Source organism: Burkholderia stabilis, assembly GCF_001742165.1.
GTDB lineage: Bacteria > Pseudomonadota > Gammaproteobacteria > Burkholderiales > Burkholderiaceae > Burkholderia > Burkholderia stabilis.
Genome location: NZ_CP016443.1, coordinates 2919388 through 2934546, shown reverse-complemented (window position 1 = coordinate 2934546; position 15159 = coordinate 2919388). Strand labels below are relative to the sequence as shown.

General features: G+C 66.6%; 15 protein-coding genes. 2 read left to right on the top strand and 13 right to left on the bottom strand.

The window, feature by feature from the left end:
• Nucleotides 1-79 precede the first annotated feature (79 nt).
• Nucleotides 80-850, top strand: a complete 771-nt coding sequence (locus BBJ41_RS30975; RefSeq protein ID WP_069749971.1) for an ABC transporter substrate-binding protein — start codon at nucleotides 80-82, stop codon at nucleotides 848-850.
• Between the two features lie 224 nt (nucleotides 851-1074).
• On the opposite strand, the gene BBJ41_RS30970 is transcribed toward BBJ41_RS30975, so the two are convergent.
• Nucleotides 1075-1299, bottom strand: a complete 225-nt coding sequence (locus BBJ41_RS30970) for a hypothetical protein (RefSeq protein WP_069749970.1) — start codon at nucleotides 1297-1299, stop codon at nucleotides 1075-1077.
• A 280-nt stretch (nucleotides 1300-1579) separates the two neighbouring features.
• A complete protein-coding gene (locus tag BBJ41_RS30965) occupies nucleotides 1580-1783 on the bottom strand; it encodes a cold-shock protein (RefSeq protein ID WP_069749969.1) in 204 nt (67 codons plus the stop codon).
• Between the two features lie 484 nt (nucleotides 1784-2267).
• On the opposite strand from BBJ41_RS30965, the gene BBJ41_RS40790 reads away from it, so the two are divergent.
• Nucleotides 2268-2720, top strand: coding sequence for a hypothetical protein (locus BBJ41_RS40790; RefSeq protein WP_069749968.1), 453 nt, complete (start codon nucleotides 2268-2270; stop codon nucleotides 2718-2720).
• A 180-nt stretch (nucleotides 2721-2900) separates the two neighbouring features.
• Here BBJ41_RS40790 and BBJ41_RS30955 read toward each other — a convergent pair whose 3' ends face one another.
• The 11 genes from BBJ41_RS30955 to BBJ41_RS30905 all read right to left on the bottom strand — a co-directional run bounded on the left by BBJ41_RS30955 (nucleotide 2901) and on the right by BBJ41_RS30905 (nucleotide 15155).
• Nucleotides 2901-3284 carry a hypothetical protein gene (locus BBJ41_RS30955; RefSeq protein WP_069749967.1) on the bottom strand — a complete coding sequence of 128 codons (384 nt, stop codon included), beginning with the start codon at nucleotides 3282-3284 and terminating at the stop codon, nucleotides 2901-2903.
• Between the two features lie 295 nt (nucleotides 3285-3579).
• A complete protein-coding gene (locus BBJ41_RS30950; RefSeq protein WP_069749966.1) occupies nucleotides 3580-5052 on the bottom strand; it encodes an amidohydrolase family protein in 1473 nt (490 codons plus the stop codon).
• Between the two features lie 110 nt (nucleotides 5053-5162).
• Nucleotides 5163-6641, bottom strand: a complete 1479-nt coding sequence (locus tag BBJ41_RS30945) for a sodium:solute symporter family protein (RefSeq protein WP_069749965.1) — start codon at nucleotides 6639-6641, stop codon at nucleotides 5163-5165.
• Nucleotides 6638-6850, bottom strand: coding sequence for a DUF3311 domain-containing protein (locus tag BBJ41_RS30940; RefSeq protein ID WP_069749964.1), 213 nt, complete (start codon nucleotides 6848-6850; stop codon nucleotides 6638-6640). Before BBJ41_RS30940 ends, BBJ41_RS30945 begins: the two co-directional genes overlap by 4 nt.
• Before the next feature lie 39 nt (nucleotides 6851-6889).
• On the bottom strand, nucleotides 6890-7960 hold the full coding sequence (locus BBJ41_RS30935; protein WP_069750453.1) for a porin: 1071 nt from the start codon (nucleotides 7958-7960) through the stop codon (nucleotides 6890-6892).
• Between the two features lie 537 nt (nucleotides 7961-8497).
• Nucleotides 8498-9838 carry a serine hydrolase domain-containing protein gene (locus BBJ41_RS30930; RefSeq protein ID WP_069749963.1) on the bottom strand — a complete coding sequence of 447 codons (1341 nt, stop codon included), beginning with the start codon at nucleotides 9836-9838 and terminating at the stop codon, nucleotides 8498-8500.
• A 47-nt stretch (nucleotides 9839-9885) separates the two neighbouring features.
• Nucleotides 9886-10275, bottom strand: coding sequence for a BON domain-containing protein (locus BBJ41_RS30925; protein ID WP_069749962.1), 390 nt, complete (start codon nucleotides 10273-10275; stop codon nucleotides 9886-9888).
• Nucleotides 10276-10314: 39 nt separating this feature from the next.
• Complete coding sequence (locus BBJ41_RS30920) at nucleotides 10315-11373, bottom strand: porin (protein WP_069749961.1); 1059 nt, start codon at nucleotides 11371-11373, stop codon at nucleotides 10315-10317.
• Between the two features lie 105 nt (nucleotides 11374-11478).
• Nucleotides 11479-12789, bottom strand: coding sequence for an MFS transporter (locus BBJ41_RS30915; RefSeq protein WP_069749960.1), 1311 nt, complete (start codon nucleotides 12787-12789; stop codon nucleotides 11479-11481).
• Between the two features lie 44 nt (nucleotides 12790-12833).
• Entirely contained in the window at nucleotides 12834-13970 is a 1137-nt protein-coding gene (locus tag BBJ41_RS30910) for a CaiB/BaiF CoA transferase family protein (RefSeq protein ID WP_069749959.1), read from the bottom strand.
• Nucleotides 13971-13973: 3 nt separating this feature from the next.
• Nucleotides 13974-15155, bottom strand: coding sequence for an acyl-CoA dehydrogenase family protein (locus tag BBJ41_RS30905; protein WP_069749958.1), 1182 nt, complete (start codon nucleotides 15153-15155; stop codon nucleotides 13974-13976).
• Nucleotides 15156-15159: the final 4 nt, after the last annotated feature.

The window sequence follows — 15159 nt, the reverse complement described above, 5'->3', positions numbered from 1 at the left end:
GGCCGGGCGCGGGCCGTCACGCCCATCGGCCGCACCTTCGCTTCACGACAAACAACATCAATCGGTATTGGAGACAGTCATGAAAAAATTCGTTCTGGCCGCCGCGCTCGCGCTGGCGGCAGGCGCCGCCGCCGCGAAAGACCCGGCGGTCCTGCGCCTCGGCGTCGATCCCAGCTACGCGCCGTTCGAATCGCTCGCGCCCGACGGCAAGCTCGTCGGCTTCGACATCGATCTCGGCAACGCGATCTGCGAACGGATGAAGGTTCGTTGCGTGTGGGTCGAGAACGCGTTCGACGGGATGATCCCGGCGCTGAAGGCGCGCAAGTTCGACGGCGTGCTGTCGTCGATGAGCGTGACCGAGAAGCGCCTCGCGCAGATCGCGTTCACGGACAAGATCAACAACGTGCCGCCGCGCCTCGTCGCACGGCGCGGCGCGAACCTGCAGCCGACGCCCGAATCGCTGCAGGGCAAGAGCGTCGGCGTCGAGCAGGGGTCGACGCAGGAAACCTATGCACGCACGTACTGGGAGCCGAAGGGCGTGATCGTCCGCACGTACCAGACGCAGGATCTCGTGTATCAGGACTTGCTGTCGGGGCGCCTCGACGCGTCGCTGCAATCGTCGGTGCAGGCCGATCTCGGTTTCCTGAAGACCGCGAAGGGGGCAAACTTCGCGTTCGCGGGGCCGCCGCTGCACGATCCGAAGACGCTGGGCGTCGGGTCGGCGATCGGCGTGCGCAAGGATGACGATGCGCTGCGCACGCAGATCAATCAGGCGCTCGCGAGTTTGATTCAGGACGGCACTTACCAGCGGATCGCGAAGAAATATTTCTCGTTCGATATCTACAACTGACGAACGCGACCGGCGCATGGGCCGGTCAATGCAAAGGGGCGTCGCACGCGAACGTGCGACGCCCCTTTCCTGTTTCAGGCAACGGTTCGCCGATACGAGAAGCCCTTTCCGGGCTGGCGGGAATGCCGCTCGATGAATCGATCGCGCGTGATGTTCGGGCGCGCTGTGTGGGTCGCGCCCGGTTGTTTCATCTGCGTTCGACGTCTCGCACCGGGGCGCTGCGTTTAACCGCGCGTGTCGACCCAGTTGCGTGCCCAGCGCGCCGAGTGCTGCAGCGCCTGCGCTTCGCTCGCGAAATAGTCGAGCGAATAGAACTGGTAGCGGCCTTCGGTGCGCGCGCTGTCGGTGCGTTCGAGCAGCAGGTTGGATGAAAAGCTACCGTCGGGCAAACGATGCGCCGAGGGTTGGACGGCATAGCCGTTGTACTGTTGAATTCGATTGTTTTGCATTTTAATTTTAATGATGTACGAGTGCGTGCGTGCCGTGCGAAATGTGCACAGGCGCGCTGATTCAAGGCCATTGCGAGCCGAATCTGAAGCAGTCGGAAAGCGAAAAATGGGCGTTGCAGCCGGAGGGGAGAATGAATCGCAACGAGGCGTGTGGCGCTTGGCAAGCTGCTGAAAAAAACAAACGCAGCAATAAGCGATCGCGCCAACTGTAGGAGACCAGGCTCCGTGAGGATGTCGCTGCAACCCGGCCTCCGTCGGTGGAGGCCAGGTCCTTCAAACTTTACAGCGGCGTGATGTTGGCCGCTTGCAGACCCTTCGGGCCTTGCTTCGTTTCGAAGCTCACTTTCTGATTTTCAGCCAGCGTCTTGAAGCCGTCGGTCCGAATTTCGGAGAAATGAGCGAACAGGTCGTCGCCGCCCTTGTCCGGAGTGATGAAGCCAAAGCCTTTGCTGTCGTTGAACCACTTGACGATACCGGTATCCATGAAGATTCCTTGAGAAAAAAATATGAAGATTTGCTCTGTGGAAGAGCGCGTGAAGCGTCAAGGAGGGAGAGGACAACGAATACCGCTTGGGGGAGCGAGCAATTGATGAACAGCAATCGGACTTCTTGGACTTCAGCCATGCACACTAACTGCCGGACAGCACCACCGTCAACAACAATCTTGTAACTGTTTCACCAGGTGGCCTGTTTTGCGAGCGAAGCGATGTGGCCCCGCAACGCCGTCTTCCTTGCGGCACGGCCCGGAGAACCCGCGAGGCCCGCTGACGTTTTGTTCGGGTGCCTCACTATGTGGTCATGACAACAGCCCATCGCGAGAAGCGGCCCGAACGCGATACCGATGCCCGCAACGCGCAAATGCCACGGAACACGCAAGTGCGTGTAGATTGGAACGTCGCTGCGACCCGCCGCCGTGTCTTCGAATCGGTCGCCATCCGCGTCAGTCCTGAAGTTGCACGGGAGCCGGCATGAACACGAAGCACAGCAAGAAAGCGCATCTCGAAGCCGCGGCGTCACACCACGAGCAGGCCGCGCGATATCACCGCGAGGCGTCTCGCCATTTCGAGGACGGCAAGGACTTTGCCCATGCCGCACATCAGGCGATGATGGCTCATGGTCACACGTTGCATGCGATCGACCAGGCACACGATGCCGGCGCGCACAGTGCCAATACGCCGGCGGCGCCATCGGCCGGCTCGGGCGCCAATGCCGCCGACGTCGCAAAACTCCATGCGGCGGCCGTCGAACTTCACACGCAGGCGGCGCAGCACATGCGCCACGCCGTCAAGCTCTTCGAGCAGGATCGCAGCGCGGCCTCACACGACGCACAACTGGCGCTCTCCCTCGCGCTGCGCGCTTTGTCCGACGGCAACGAAGCCGCCCGACTGTTCGTCAAGCTCGCTGCCAGTGGTGCCGCGTGAATCGACGCTGATCGAATTCAAGCCGATCACATCGTATTTGACGGGGTATCCGGCATGATGCGGCACCCGGTTTCAACCATCGGGTTGCACCAGGCTGCCGCGCGGATCGACGGTCATGTGCATGCCGTACCGATCCGCGCATTGCCGGATGTATCGCGCCATCCTGCGTGAAGCGTGCGGTCAGGCCGTTCGTTGCAGCAGGTCCGTTGCGAACGACTTCGCATGCGCGACGGCTTCCTGTGCGTCGGGGAACACGCCGAGCTGCTCCCAGTGTTCTTCGGCCGCGTATGTTCCTTTTACGCCGAGCGCCCGCTGAACCCGCAATTGCGCTGCGTATCTGCCGTCCTCCAAAGGTCGGGCCGTTGCAATCACCTTATGAGGGAGGCTGGATCTGTCCGGCTGCACCAACTCGACGGGGCCGCCCGGCACGCCGATATCCTTCAACTCGTTCCTGGCCTTGCAATCGGGGCAGTAGAAGCACCACCCGTCGTCCTCGTGAGTGGACCTGACCTGCCCGCGAGCCAGTACGGCACGACATTCAACGTTTTCGCAGATGAACGGCATAGCAGTCTCCGGAGTTGTTTGAAGGAAATCCTAGCATGTCCGCCGACCGCCAACCATCGGCATTGTTGCGTTGCCCGATGCTGACGAAATCCTCACGCGCGTGCAGGTAGCGTCGCGTTACGCGGCCGCAGCAGCCATGTCTCCGCCGACGCGCGTGCCGGCCCCGCCGCCGCTTGCCGGGCCGTTCGACTCGAAGCCGTTTCAGCGACGCATCCGTGAAGCAAAAAGGCCGGCCCGAACCGGGCCGGCCTTGCCAGCGTATCGTCATGCGAACCGCCAGCGGCGCAGCGGTCGGTCAGTAGTGACTGCGCCCCCACAGCGTCGCCGGTTCGTCCAGCAGGTGACGCAACCCGCTGCGTTCCATCGTGATTTCCGCCACTTCCATCACGCGCTCGAGAATCGCGTTCTCGTCGACCGACAGCACGCGCCGGTCCTCCATCAGCACGCGCCCGCCGACCATCGTCATGCACACGTCGGCCGCATTCGCGAAGCACGTCACGCGATACACGGGCATGTTCATCGGCATCATGTGCGGGCGGAACAGGTCGACGAGGATGATGTCGGCAAGCTTGCCTGCTTCGAGCGAACCGACCTCGTGATCGATCGACAGCGCCTTCGCCGCGTCGATCGTCACCATCTCCAGCACCTTGCCGTGCGGCAGCACGTCCGGGTCGCGGAAGTGCCGGCGGTGATAGTGCATGCACTGCCACATGTGGCGGAACATGTCGTAGCCGCGATCGGGCGCCGCGCCGTCCGACGCGATCGCCACCGTCACGCCCGCATCGATCAGCTCGGGCACCGGGCAGCGCCCGATGATCGACATGATCGCGCTCGGGTTGTGCACGATCGCGGTGCCCGTCTCCACGCATGCCGCGATGTCGTCGTCGGTCAGGTCGATGCTGTGCGACATGAACGACGTCGGGCCGAGCAGCCCGAGCTCGCGATGCGCGAATGCGAGCGTGCCGGCGCGATGGCCGTCCTGCGTGAACGTGAGCCCGCGCTCGCGCGCGAGCGCGCCGTAACGCGCGGCCTGCTCGCGGAACGCGCGCTCGTACTGCGCGAGTTCCGGATCGTGCTCGGGGCCGTACACGGGCAGCGTGAGCGCGATCCGGATCCGGCCGTCGGCATCGCCGTGGCAGGTGTCGATGATCTCTTCGCACACGTCGGCCATCGTGTCGAAATCGATGTCGCGCGTGTCGCTGCCGTCCGGCGTGTGGCGCGTGTACGCTCGCGGTGCGGGCGGACGCGACGGGCCGACCGCGACGATCGAGCGTGTGCCGGTGCGCACGACCGCGTCGCAATGGCGCCGCGCGTAGACCGGATCGTCGACGCGCATGATCGAGTTGCCGCCGCCGAGCAGCGACACGCCGGTCGTCACGCCGGCCTTCAGCCGTTCCAGCGCGGCGAGATGCGATTCGGTTTCCCAGAACGCCTCGTCCGACGCGCGCGTGTAGATCGTCTCGGCCGCGGCGGACCATGCATCGCCGTCGGCGCCGCCGATCGTGCGCAGCATCGCATGGCCCGCGTGCGCGTGCGCATCGATCAGGCCCGGCAGCACGGCCTTGCGGCGCGCGTCGATCGTGCGCGCGGCGCGGTAGCGCGCCTGCAGTTCATCGGTGCCGCCCACGGCGACGATGCGATCGCCCTTCACGGCAACCGCACCGTTCTCGATCACGCGCCGTTGCGGGTCCATCGTGATCACGCAGCCGTTCGCGATCAGCGTGTCGATCGCTTCGCGCCTGTCGTCGTGTTTTTCCTCGGTAGTCATCGCGTATTGTCCTGTTTGGGTTCGAATGAATCGGTCAGCCGTCGAACGACAAAGCCGCCAGGCGGCTGCCCGGCGGCTCGACTGCGAACGGCGTCATGAAGCAGCCGCTGTCACGCGGAGCCGACCGGCGTCGCGATGCGCGCCTTCAGCTTGCGCTGCACCGCGCTGATCGCGACGAACACCACCGCGTTCACCGCGAGCGCAACGAGCCCCGGGTTGATCGACGTCAGCGTGTTCGATGCGCCCGGAAACAGCGACGCGAGCGTCACGCCATAGTAGTTCGTCATCGCGATCACGATCGCGCCGGTCGCGATGCCCGCGAACGCGCCTTCACGCGTGCCGAACGGTCGCTTCAGGAAGCTCGATGCGAGCATCGGCACGAGCTGCGTGAGCAGGCTCGACGAGAAGATCGCGAGCGTGACGAAGGTCGCGCCGCCGCGCAGCACGAAATAGACGACGACCAGCGTGAAGATCGGCAAGGCGATCCGCGCGACGCGCGTGACCTCGCGGTCGGTCGCGTTCGGTGCGAAGCCTTCGCGGTAGATGTTGCGCGCGATCGTCGTCGATGCATTCAGCATGATCAGCGAGCCCGGCACCAGCGCGGTCAGCAACCCGGTGCCGCCGACGATGCCCACGAACCACGCGGGGAACGTCTGCTTCACGAGGCGCAGCAGCGCGAGATCGGTCTGCGCGCCTTCGAGCCCGTGCACGGTCATCACGGCCGCGAAGCCGACGAGGAACAGGAACGCAATCAGCACCTGGTACAGCGGCATCAGTATCACGTTGCGGCGCAGCGCGCGTTCGTCCTTCGCGACGTAGATCGCGGTGAAGCCGTGCGGATACAGGTAGTAGCCGAGCGACGTGAGCAGGATCGTCGAGTTGTACCAGCTCAGGTTGAAGCCGTGCTCGGGCATGCGCAGCAGTTCGGGGTGCGCGGCCTCGATCTTCGCGAACATCTCGCCGAGCCCGCCGTAGTAATGCATCGGCAGGTACAGGCCCAGGAAGATCGCGATCGCGAGGATCAGCACGTCCTTGACGATCGCGATGCTCGCCGAGCCGTGGATGCCCGACACGACCATGTAGACGGCCATCAGCGTCGCGGCGATCCAGATCGCGGCCGATTGCGGAATCACCCCGTACGACATCTCCGACACGATCACGCCGAGCCCGCGCAGCTGGATCATCAGCAGCGACACCATCGCGAACACCGCGACGATCGAGACCAGCACGCCGATCGCGCGGCTGTCGTACTTCGACGCGAAATAATCGGCGAACGACACGAGCCCGCGTTCCTTCGCGTAGCGCCAGACCGCGGGCAGCATCCAGTAGCCGATCACGAACGCGAGGCAGCCGTACGACAGGATGTAGAACGCCGGCACGCCCTTGCTGTAGGTCCAGCCGCTCGCGCCGAGAAACGAGAACGTCGAGAACGCCTCGCCGGCCATCAGCAGGAACGTGAGCAGCGAGCCGAAGCCGCGCCCGCCGACCGCCCACTGCTCGAGCGTGAGTTTGCGGCCGCGGCGCGCCATCACGCCGATCGCCAGCGCGAACACGGCGAACGCCGCGATGATGATGATCGATGCGTTCATCGCGCGTCTCCCGTGCGGCCGTCGCGGGCCGCGTCGCGCTCGTCGAGAACGAACAGGATCGCGAGGATCGCGGCGGTCGCCGCCATCCAGGCGAGGTTCCAGACGAGCAGGAACGGCAGCCCGAACAGCAGCGGTTTCACCTCGGCGATCGAGCCGCCTGCATACATCCCGACGAACGGCAGCGCCGCCAGCAACAGTTTGAATTTCATGAGTGCCTCCTCCGGAAGACGCGCGTACGCATCAGAACATCAGAACTTCTGGCGGATGCCGACCACCACCGCCACCTGCGACGTCGTCGACGACGGGCTGTCCGTGCCGTCGATCCACGCCTGGCCGACGGACGACGACGCCTTCTGGTAGAAGCCGTTCACGTACACGTCGGTGCGCTTGGACAGCAGGTACTGCACGCCGGCCGACACCTGCTGATAGTGGCCGCTGTCGCCGCCGCGCGCGACCTTCGTATAGGTGTAGCCGGCCGCGGCCATCAGCGCGGGCGTCACCATGTAGCGCAGGCTGCCTTCGTAGTTGTTGAAGCGCAGCGCGCCGCCCGTTGCCTGCCCGAAGTTCGAGCCCGTGTACAACAGGCCGAGCGTCGCCTGCCCGATCGCGTAGCTGCCGCCCGCGCCCCAGATCTGCTGGCGCACCGCGCTCGACATGCCCGCGCCGAACACCGACGCCGACGACGGGTAGTAGTTGTCGGACGCAACCGCGCCCGCCGCGCTGCTCGCCGGATGATTCACGCGCGCATACGCGGCGCCCGCGTTGAGTGGCCCGTTCACGTACGTGACGCCCGCGCTCCAGCTGTTGTCGTTCGCGAAGCCGGTCGAGTTCGAGAAGCCGTACACGAGGTTCGCCTGCAGGCCCGCGATCGTCGGCGACACGTACTTCACCGCGTTGTTGAGACGGAAGGTGTTGTTGATGTCGTCGTTGTCGAACGGGTGCGTCGAGTATTGCGCGAGGAAGCTGCTCATCTGCAGCGAGCCGAGGATGTCCTGCGTCGAGTTGTACTGGCGGCCGAGCGTCACCGCGCCCCAGTTCGCGCCGCTCAGGCCGACCCACGCCGAACGCCCGAACATCCGGCCGCCCTGCCCGAGCGCGCCGTTCGCGACGTTGAAGCCGTTCTCGAGCCGGAAGTTCGCCTTCAGGCCGCCGCCGAGATCCTCGGAGCCGATCAGCCCCCAGCGCGGGCCCGATTCGTTGCCGCCCGTGAACTGCCACAGCGCATGCCCCTTCGCGTTGTTCGTGTAGGTCACACCCGCATCGACGATCCCGTACAACGTCACCGTCGACTGCGCGTGCGCGGTGCCCGCGAACAGCATCGCGACAGCCGCGCTCACGCATGCGGCGCCCGTTTTACCAGCCTTCATTCGCACCATCTCCGTCATCTCCTCTCCAAACCTGCTCATCGATGTTGTGTTGTGTTTTGTCGGTGCTGCCCATGCATCCCGATCGGGTTGTATAGACAGTCGCTGGATGGTATCCAGCCGCAATCACATCAAGAAATGAAATGTTCAACTGGTCGGCAGTTGAAAATCGAATGGAGGGGAAAGGCGCGGGGCACGCGTGTGCCCGCAAGAGAAACGAAAGCGCGCAGGTCCGCCGGACGCGGCGCGCTTTGCTCAGACGTGAATGGCTCGCGTAAGCAAGCTGACGAAACGGCGACGCGTGAGGCGCCTATGCGGTTTTCCCTGATGGCCCGTGCATCGGTCGCCGCAGCGCGGCGTCGAACGGGTTGGTGCGCACGGTGATGGTGGTCGATTGAACCGCGGTCAACGCGCGCCGCGCGCTGCGGGATACGCGCGGGAACCGGCAGATCGCGCGCTGACCCGCGCGGGTGCGCGGGCGCGCGGAGGGTGTTACCGCAGCCGCTCGGCGAGCGCGTGCGCGACCATGCTCAGCGCGTCGCCGCGTTCGAGCGCGGCGCGCGGCCGCAATGCATCGGTCTTCGCATCAAGCGCGCGCGGTGCGAAGTCAGGCGACGACGAGAACTTGACGATTGTCAGCGCGGCCTTCGGATCGACGAGGATCGACTGGCCGAAGCGCCCTGATGCGGCGAAGGAACCGTCACCATCGTTCACCTGATACCAGTAGTCCCGGTATGTGAAGCCGTCGCGGCCAGGCACGGCATTTCCTTTCGCAAACAAGTCCGCGTTGTGCACAGGCCGCAGCGCCGCGCGAATCGTCGCGGCGGGCAACGTGCCCGGCGCGCCGCCGAACCCGGTACGCACGCGTTCCGCAAAGCGCGCGGCATCGCGCAGCGTCGTGTAGAACCCGCCGCTCGCCATCGCCATCGCGTTGCGGTCCACCGCGACGTACGCGTCGTCTTCCGCGAAATCGCGCCACAGCCACCGCTCGACCAGCGCGCTCCACGACTGTCCCGTCGCGCGCTGCATCGCCCATGCGACAGCTTCCGGCGAGCCGTTCTGGTAGAACCACAGGCTGCCCGGCGCCACGTCCGGCACGCGCCGCACGGTTTGCAGGAAGTCGACGATGCTGGCCGGTGCGCCTTCGCGGCGCGGCACCAGCCCGACGGCGCCGAACAGGCCGAGATCGGGCGGCACGCCGGGCGCGTAGGCCGTGGGCACTTCCATGTCCAGGTTCTGCTGCAGCGTCGCGCTGCCGAACGGCGTGTCGGCCAGTTCCGGCACGGCGCGCGACAGCGGCGCACTCGCGTCGAGCACGCCGGATTCGACCATCTGCGCGGCCAGCAGGCCCGTCACGGATTTCGTCATCGACGCCCATGCGTGCTGCTGATCGGGCCGGAAGCCGTCGAAATACCGCTCGTAGACGATCCGGCCGCGCTGCACGACGATGAAGCCGTCGGTATGGGTCGCGCGCAGGTACGCGTCGAGCGCCAGCGTTTCGCCGCCGATCGTGACGGGCAGCGCGTCGAGACCGGACACCGGTTGCTCGGGTAACGGCATCGGCGTGGCCGCGTGCCGGATGCCGGCCGTCGGCGCGAGCATCCGCGTGTTGCTCAGCGCCCAGCGCAGCCGCGCCGGCGTGAACGCATTCGCCTTGCTGACGACCTGGTCGGCCGGCGGCGGAAAGCCCTGCATCACGCCCGGCGCGGCAACATCGGGCGCGGCGGGTGCTGCAAGTGCAGTTGCGGCGAGCGCGAGCCCGCCGGCGAGCACGAAGGTGCCGGCGATCCGGCGGGTGTACCGGGTCGTCGTAAAGCGTCGATCGAATCGCATCGAGTCATGCCTCGTAGTGAATAAATGAATGGGGCCACGCCCCGCAATCAGGGCTGCTGACCATCGATTCGCAACAGGTTCGACACCGACGCGACACCGTCGACGCGCCGCGCGACCGCTGCCGCGAGATTCACCTGGTTCGTATCGGTGACCGAGCCGGCCAGCGTCACGACGCCGTCGCGCGCCCGCACGAGGATGCGCGTCGCGTTCAGGTTTCTGGTGCGCGCGAGCGCCGAGCTGACGCGGCGTTGCAGCTTGCGGTCGGCTGCCTTGCGTTGAGCCGGCGACAGGCCGGGCGACGCGGTTGCCTGCGCGGATTCCTGCACGGGCATCGACGACGGCGCCGCCGCGCTCGCGGCGTCGGATTGCGCATGGGCGGCGACGGTGCAGCACGCAGCCGTCAGCAGCCCCGCGAGAAGTCGGGATGAAGTACGCATGATCGAATCACACTCCGGAAAAAGCCATTGAAGAAAACCTCAGAACTGCGTCATCAGGCCGATCGACACGCCGGTCGTCGCGCTCGCGCCGCGCCGCAGGTTCAACGCCGCGATCGTCGCCGGGTCGCGCATGTATGCGCCGGTCATCCCGTTGCGATCGACTTCGGCATACAGCTCGGTGCGCTTCGACAGGAAGTACTCGGCGATCGCATAGGTCGTCAGCTTGTGACCATCCGCGCCCGACGCATTGCCGAGATTGCGCGCCCGGTCGTAGAACGCGGCCGCGCTCAACTGCACCGACGGCACCGGCTGCACGACGACGCCGAACGACGGGATGTCGTCGCGCCGCGACGGCGCACCGGCCTTGTTCGCGGTCACGTTCAGCGACGCATAGCTCGCGTAGAAGCGTGCGCGGCCGAGCTGCAGCGTGCCGCCCGCCTGGATCGTCTGCGCCGACTGCGTGCCGTCCGGGCTGTACGTTTTCGCATACGACGCGCCACCCATCAGATCGGCCAGCGTATACATCGCGGCTACCGAATAGCTGGTGCCCGCACGCGACGCGCCCGCGACGCCGCCCGGCGAATAGCTCGCGCCGACCCGCAGCCCGCCGGCCTGCCCGAGATACTTGATCGTGTTGTTGAAACGAGAATCGAGCGTGAAGAAGTTGCCGTCGAACAGCACGCCCGGCTCGACCGAGAGCGACTGTCCGCGACCGCCGAGCGGATCGAGCGCGATGCCGAGATCCTCGGCCGCATTGAACTGGCGGCCGAGCGTCACACGCCCGAAATCGCCCGACAGGCCGACGTACGCCGCCTGCGAAAACAGCGTGCCGGCCGTCTTCACCGCGCCGGTGCCGCTGTTGAACGCACTGTCGAGCACGAACAGCGCCTTCAGCCCGCCGCCGAGATCCTCCTTGCCGCGAATGCCGAACTCGTTGCCCGCGATGATGTTGTTGTTGAAGCCGACCTGACTGCCACCCGGCAACCCGTTGACCCAGCGCACGCCGCCGCCGATCCGGCCGAACAGCGTCACACTGGACTGCGCGTGCGCGGCCCCCGAAAGCGCGCCGATCAGCGCCGCCGCCACCATCTTCTTCATCTGTCTCCTCCGTTTTGTTGAATCGCTTCCCTTCTTCCAACCGCACTACTTCAATCAGGATTTTTCAAAGCTGGGATGGCGTGACACATCGCGCCGCCGCGCGTGTCAGCCGCCCGACGCACCGATCGCGGCCTGCCCGCGCTGCACCGCGTGCGCCAGGCGCCGCTGCGAACGCTGCGGATCGAGCCACCACGCGCCGAGCACCCCGCACAGCACGAGCACCGCGCCGCAGACGAGGCATGCCTGCTCGAAGCCGCGCGCCGTCGACGCGCCGCTCGCCTCGATCAGCAGCCCGGTGACGATCGGGGCACCGAGGCCGGCAAGCGATGCGAATGCGTTGCTGATCGCGAGCACGCCGCCGCGCTGCGCATCGGGTGTCACTTCGGCGAGCATCGCGGGGCCGATCGAGTACATCGTCAACGTCATGCCGCTGCCGACCGTCAGCATCGCGAGCTTCATTGCGCGCGGCAGGCCCGGCACCGCGAGCGCCGCCAGCAGCAACCCGGCGATCGCGAGCGTCGCCGCGACGAACACGCCACGCCCGTAGCGCGACGGCACGCCGCGTGCGAGCAGCGCCTGCGACAGCCACGCAAGCCCGAGGCTCAGCGGCGATGTGACGGCCACGAACAGCGCGAACAGGCGGCCGGCCGCATGCGGCTGGAAGCCGAGCCCGAGTTGCAGGTAAGCCGGCATCCACGTGAGCGTCATCGCGAGAATCCAGTTCGCCGCGAAATGCCCGAAGAAATTGCCGAACACGGTGCGGTCGGTCAGGAGCAGCCCGTACGGCATGCGCTCGCCGTCAGCGGCACGCGCAGTACGCGCCGTATGCGTCAGCGGGCCTTCCTCGCCGTACACGGCCCATACAACGCACCAGGCCGCGCCGAGCAGCGCGAGCATCGCGAAGTTCGCGCGCCAGCCCCAATGCGTGGTCACGACCGGAATCGTCAGGCCCGCGATCAGGAGGCCGAGCGCGCTGCCCTGATGCAGCAGCGCGACCGGCAGGTTGCGGCGCGTGTCCGGAAACCATTTGTAGATCGCGTGGGTCGCGACCGGCGACGCGGGCCCTTCTCCCGCGCCCAGCAGCACGCGGCACGCGATCACGACCCAGATCGATCCGGCGAAGAGCATCGGCAACTGCAGCGCCGACCACGCGGCCGCCATGCCGAACAGCAGCCACTTGGCGGGCCTGCGATTCGCCGCGATTCCGCCGGCGACGGCCGAAATCGCGAACAGCCAGTTCAGGCTGCCGCCGACCAGCCCGAACTGCGCCGGCGTCAGATGCAGGTCGCGCATCATCGGCACCGATACGAGCCCGAGCGCGACCTTGTCGAGAAAATTCACCAGCATCATCAGCGCGAGCATGATCGCGATCGACCATGCGCGTGCCGGGCGGTACTGCGTGTCGCCTGTCGTCATCCGTGTCTCCGTGTTGTCTTTGTATGGGCCGTCGTACGCGGCCGCTACGCGTCGTGCTCGCCGAGATGCGGCACGTGCTCGTCGCCGTCCGGCAGCCCCAGCGAGAACTTCACCGGAAAGCGCACGGCGAGCGCGCCATCGATCTCGTGCGCGACGCCGCGCGCGCGCACGTGCGGATCGGCGAACAGTTCGTCCGGGCCGAGTAGCGGCGACACCGGCAAATCGAACCCGCGCAGCACGTGCATCCATTCCGCCAGCGTGCGGCTCGCGAACACCGACTTCAGCAGTTCGCTGATCTCGCACTTGTGCTGTTGCCGCCCGGCGCGACGGGCGAAACGCAGATCGCGCAAGGCAGGGAACGCGTCGCCCAGCGCATCGCCCAGCGTCATCCAGAACTTGTCCTCGAGGATGCCGAGCGCAAGATGGCGGCCGTCCGCCGTTTCGAACAGGTCGTTGTCGGGCATCACCCAGGGCGCATCGGACGGCGCTGCGCGATGCGCGCGCGACGCCCATGCCGCGGGCGCCGTCCACGCGAGCGTCGCATCGTGGATCGACACGTCGAGGTGTTGCCCGTGGCCGTTCGCGCGCGCGCTCATTACGGCCACCGACAGCGACAGCGCCGCATGCATCGCGGCCGCGTAGTCCGCGAGCCGTACGCGCGGCCGGCCGACCACGTCGTCGACCTGCGCCGGAATCGCCCAGAAGCCCGCTTCCGCCAGGAAATTCAGATCGTGGCCGGGGCGCGCCGCATTCGGGCCGTCCTGTCCGTAGCCCGAAATCGAGCACATCACGATGCGGGGGTTGATGCGCGCGAGCGTGTCGTAACCGATCCCGAGACGCGCCATCACGCCGGGCCGAAAACCTTCGACGACCGCATCGGCACGGCGCACGAGTTCGAGAAAACGGTCGCGATCCGCCGGCGCCTTCAGGTCGAGCGCGACCGAACGCTTGCCGCGATTGAATTGCGCGAACACGGCATCGCCGAGCAGACGCGACGCGTCACCGGTCAGCGGCGGCTCGATCTTCACGACGTCGGCGCCGAGTTGCCGAAGCAGCGCGCACGCATGCGGGCCCGGCAGCAACTGGCTCACGTCCAGGATCGTCACGTCGTTCAGGCACGACCATGCTGGTTTCGCATGCTGTTGCGGCGATTCGTCGTTACGCGGAGTATCGATCGTCATCGCTCACGCCCCCGCGCCGGCCGGGTCGAGAATCGCCTTCGCGATCGTGTTGCGCTGAATCTCGCTGGTGCCGGTCAGGATTCGGAACATCCGCAGCTTGCGGAAGGTCTGCTCGACCGGATGGCCGCGCGTCACGCCGACGTTGCCGTGAATCTGCACGGCCTTGTCCGCAACCTCGAAGCAGCGTTCCGACACGAACAGCTTGCACGCGGCCGCCGCCATGCGCAGGTCCGCGCCCGCGTCGGCGAGCATGGCCGTGTGCGCGATCATGCTCTCGCATGCCCACAGCGCGGCGGCCATGTCGGCGAGCATGTGCTGGATCGCCTGGAAGCGCGCGATCGGGCCGCCGAACTGCCGGCGCGTGCGCGCATAGTCGAGCGACGCGCGATACGCCGACATCGCGAGGCCGAGCATCGTCGGGCAATGCAGCAGCCGGTTCACGTTGATCCGCGACATGCCGAGCTTGAAGCCGTTGCCGACGCCGCCGAACACGTTCTCGCGCGGCACGCGCACGTTGTCGAAACGGATGTCCGCGTCGATGTGCTGGCCCGACATCGGCACGTATTCGTGCTCGACGGTGACGCCCGGCAGGTCGAGATCGACGAGCACCGCCGTGATCTGCGGCGGCGTCGCGGCCGGGTCGGTCACGCACATCACGATCGCGAAATCGGCGAACGGTGCGCCGCTGATGTAGTGCTTCGTGCCGTTGATGACGAGCGAGTCGCCATCCTCGACCGCGCTCGTGCTGATGCTCATCGCGTCGGAACCCGAATGCGGCTCGGTCAGCGCGAAGCAGGTCGACTTCTCGCCGCGCATCACCGGCTTGAAATAGCGCTCGAGCTGCGCAGGCGTCGCGTACTTCAGCATGTTGCCGACGCGCGGCGGCCCGCCCAGTTCGCCGAGCACGTGCGGCGCGAGCGCCGCGCCCGATGCGGCCAGGTCGGCCTTCAGCGCGCAGGTCTCGACGATCGACAGGCCCTTGCCGCCCAGCGCGACGGGCAGGCTCGCAGTGTAAAAGCCGAGTTCGGCCGAACGCCGCCACACGCGGCGCAGCACGTCGCGCGGCCACACGCTTTCGGCGTCGAGCCGCAGCTCGCGCTCGATCGGGCGCAGTTCGTCGTCGACGAAGCGCAGCACGTCCGCACGCAGCGTGACAAATTCGGGGCGATTCAGATGATCGAACATGGGG

Coding starts and splice junctions, on each gene's coding strand:
- BBJ41_RS30920 (WP_069749961.1), bottom strand. CDS start 11,373: ATGAAGAAGATGGTGGCGGCGGCGCTGATCGGCGCGCTTTCGGGGGCC.
- BBJ41_RS30915 (WP_069749960.1), bottom strand. CDS start 12,789: ATGACGACAGGCGACACGCAGTACCGCCCGGCACGCGCATGGTCGATC.
- BBJ41_RS30910 (WP_069749959.1), bottom strand. CDS start 13,970: ATGACGATCGATACTCCGCGTAACGACGAATCGCCGCAACAGCATGCG.
- BBJ41_RS30940 (WP_069749964.1), bottom strand. CDS start 6,850: ATGAAATTCAAACTGTTGCTGGCGGCGCTGCCGTTCGTCGGGATGTAT.
- BBJ41_RS30975 (WP_069749971.1), top strand. CDS start 80: ATGAAAAAATTCGTTCTGGCCGCCGCGCTCGCGCTGGCGGCAGGCGCC.
- BBJ41_RS30925 (WP_069749962.1), bottom strand. CDS start 10,275: ATGCGTACTTCATCCCGACTTCTCGCGGGGCTGCTGACGGCTGCGTGC.
- BBJ41_RS30970 (WP_069749970.1), bottom strand. CDS start 1,299: ATGCAAAACAATCGAATTCAACAGTACAACGGCTATGCCGTCCAACCC.
- BBJ41_RS30905 (WP_069749958.1), bottom strand. CDS start 15,155: ATGTTCGATCATCTGAATCGCCCCGAATTTGTCACGCTGCGTGCGGAC.
- BBJ41_RS30950 (WP_069749966.1), bottom strand. CDS start 5,052: ATGACTACCGAGGAAAAACACGACGACAGGCGCGAAGCGATCGACACG.
- BBJ41_RS30945 (WP_069749965.1), bottom strand. CDS start 6,641: ATGAACGCATCGATCATCATCATCGCGGCGTTCGCCGTGTTCGCGCTG.
- BBJ41_RS40790 (WP_069749968.1), top strand. CDS start 2,268: ATGAACACGAAGCACAGCAAGAAAGCGCATCTCGAAGCCGCGGCGTCA.
- BBJ41_RS30965 (WP_069749969.1), bottom strand. CDS start 1,783: ATGGATACCGGTATCGTCAAGTGGTTCAACGACAGCAAAGGCTTTGGC.
- BBJ41_RS30930 (WP_069749963.1), bottom strand. CDS start 9,838: ATGCGATTCGATCGACGCTTTACGACGACCCGGTACACCCGCCGGATC.
- BBJ41_RS30955 (WP_069749967.1), bottom strand. CDS start 3,284: ATGCCGTTCATCTGCGAAAACGTTGAATGTCGTGCCGTACTGGCTCGC.
- BBJ41_RS30935 (WP_069750453.1), bottom strand. CDS start 7,960: ATGCTGTTCGCGGGCACCGCGCACGCGCAGTCGACGGTGACGTTGTAC.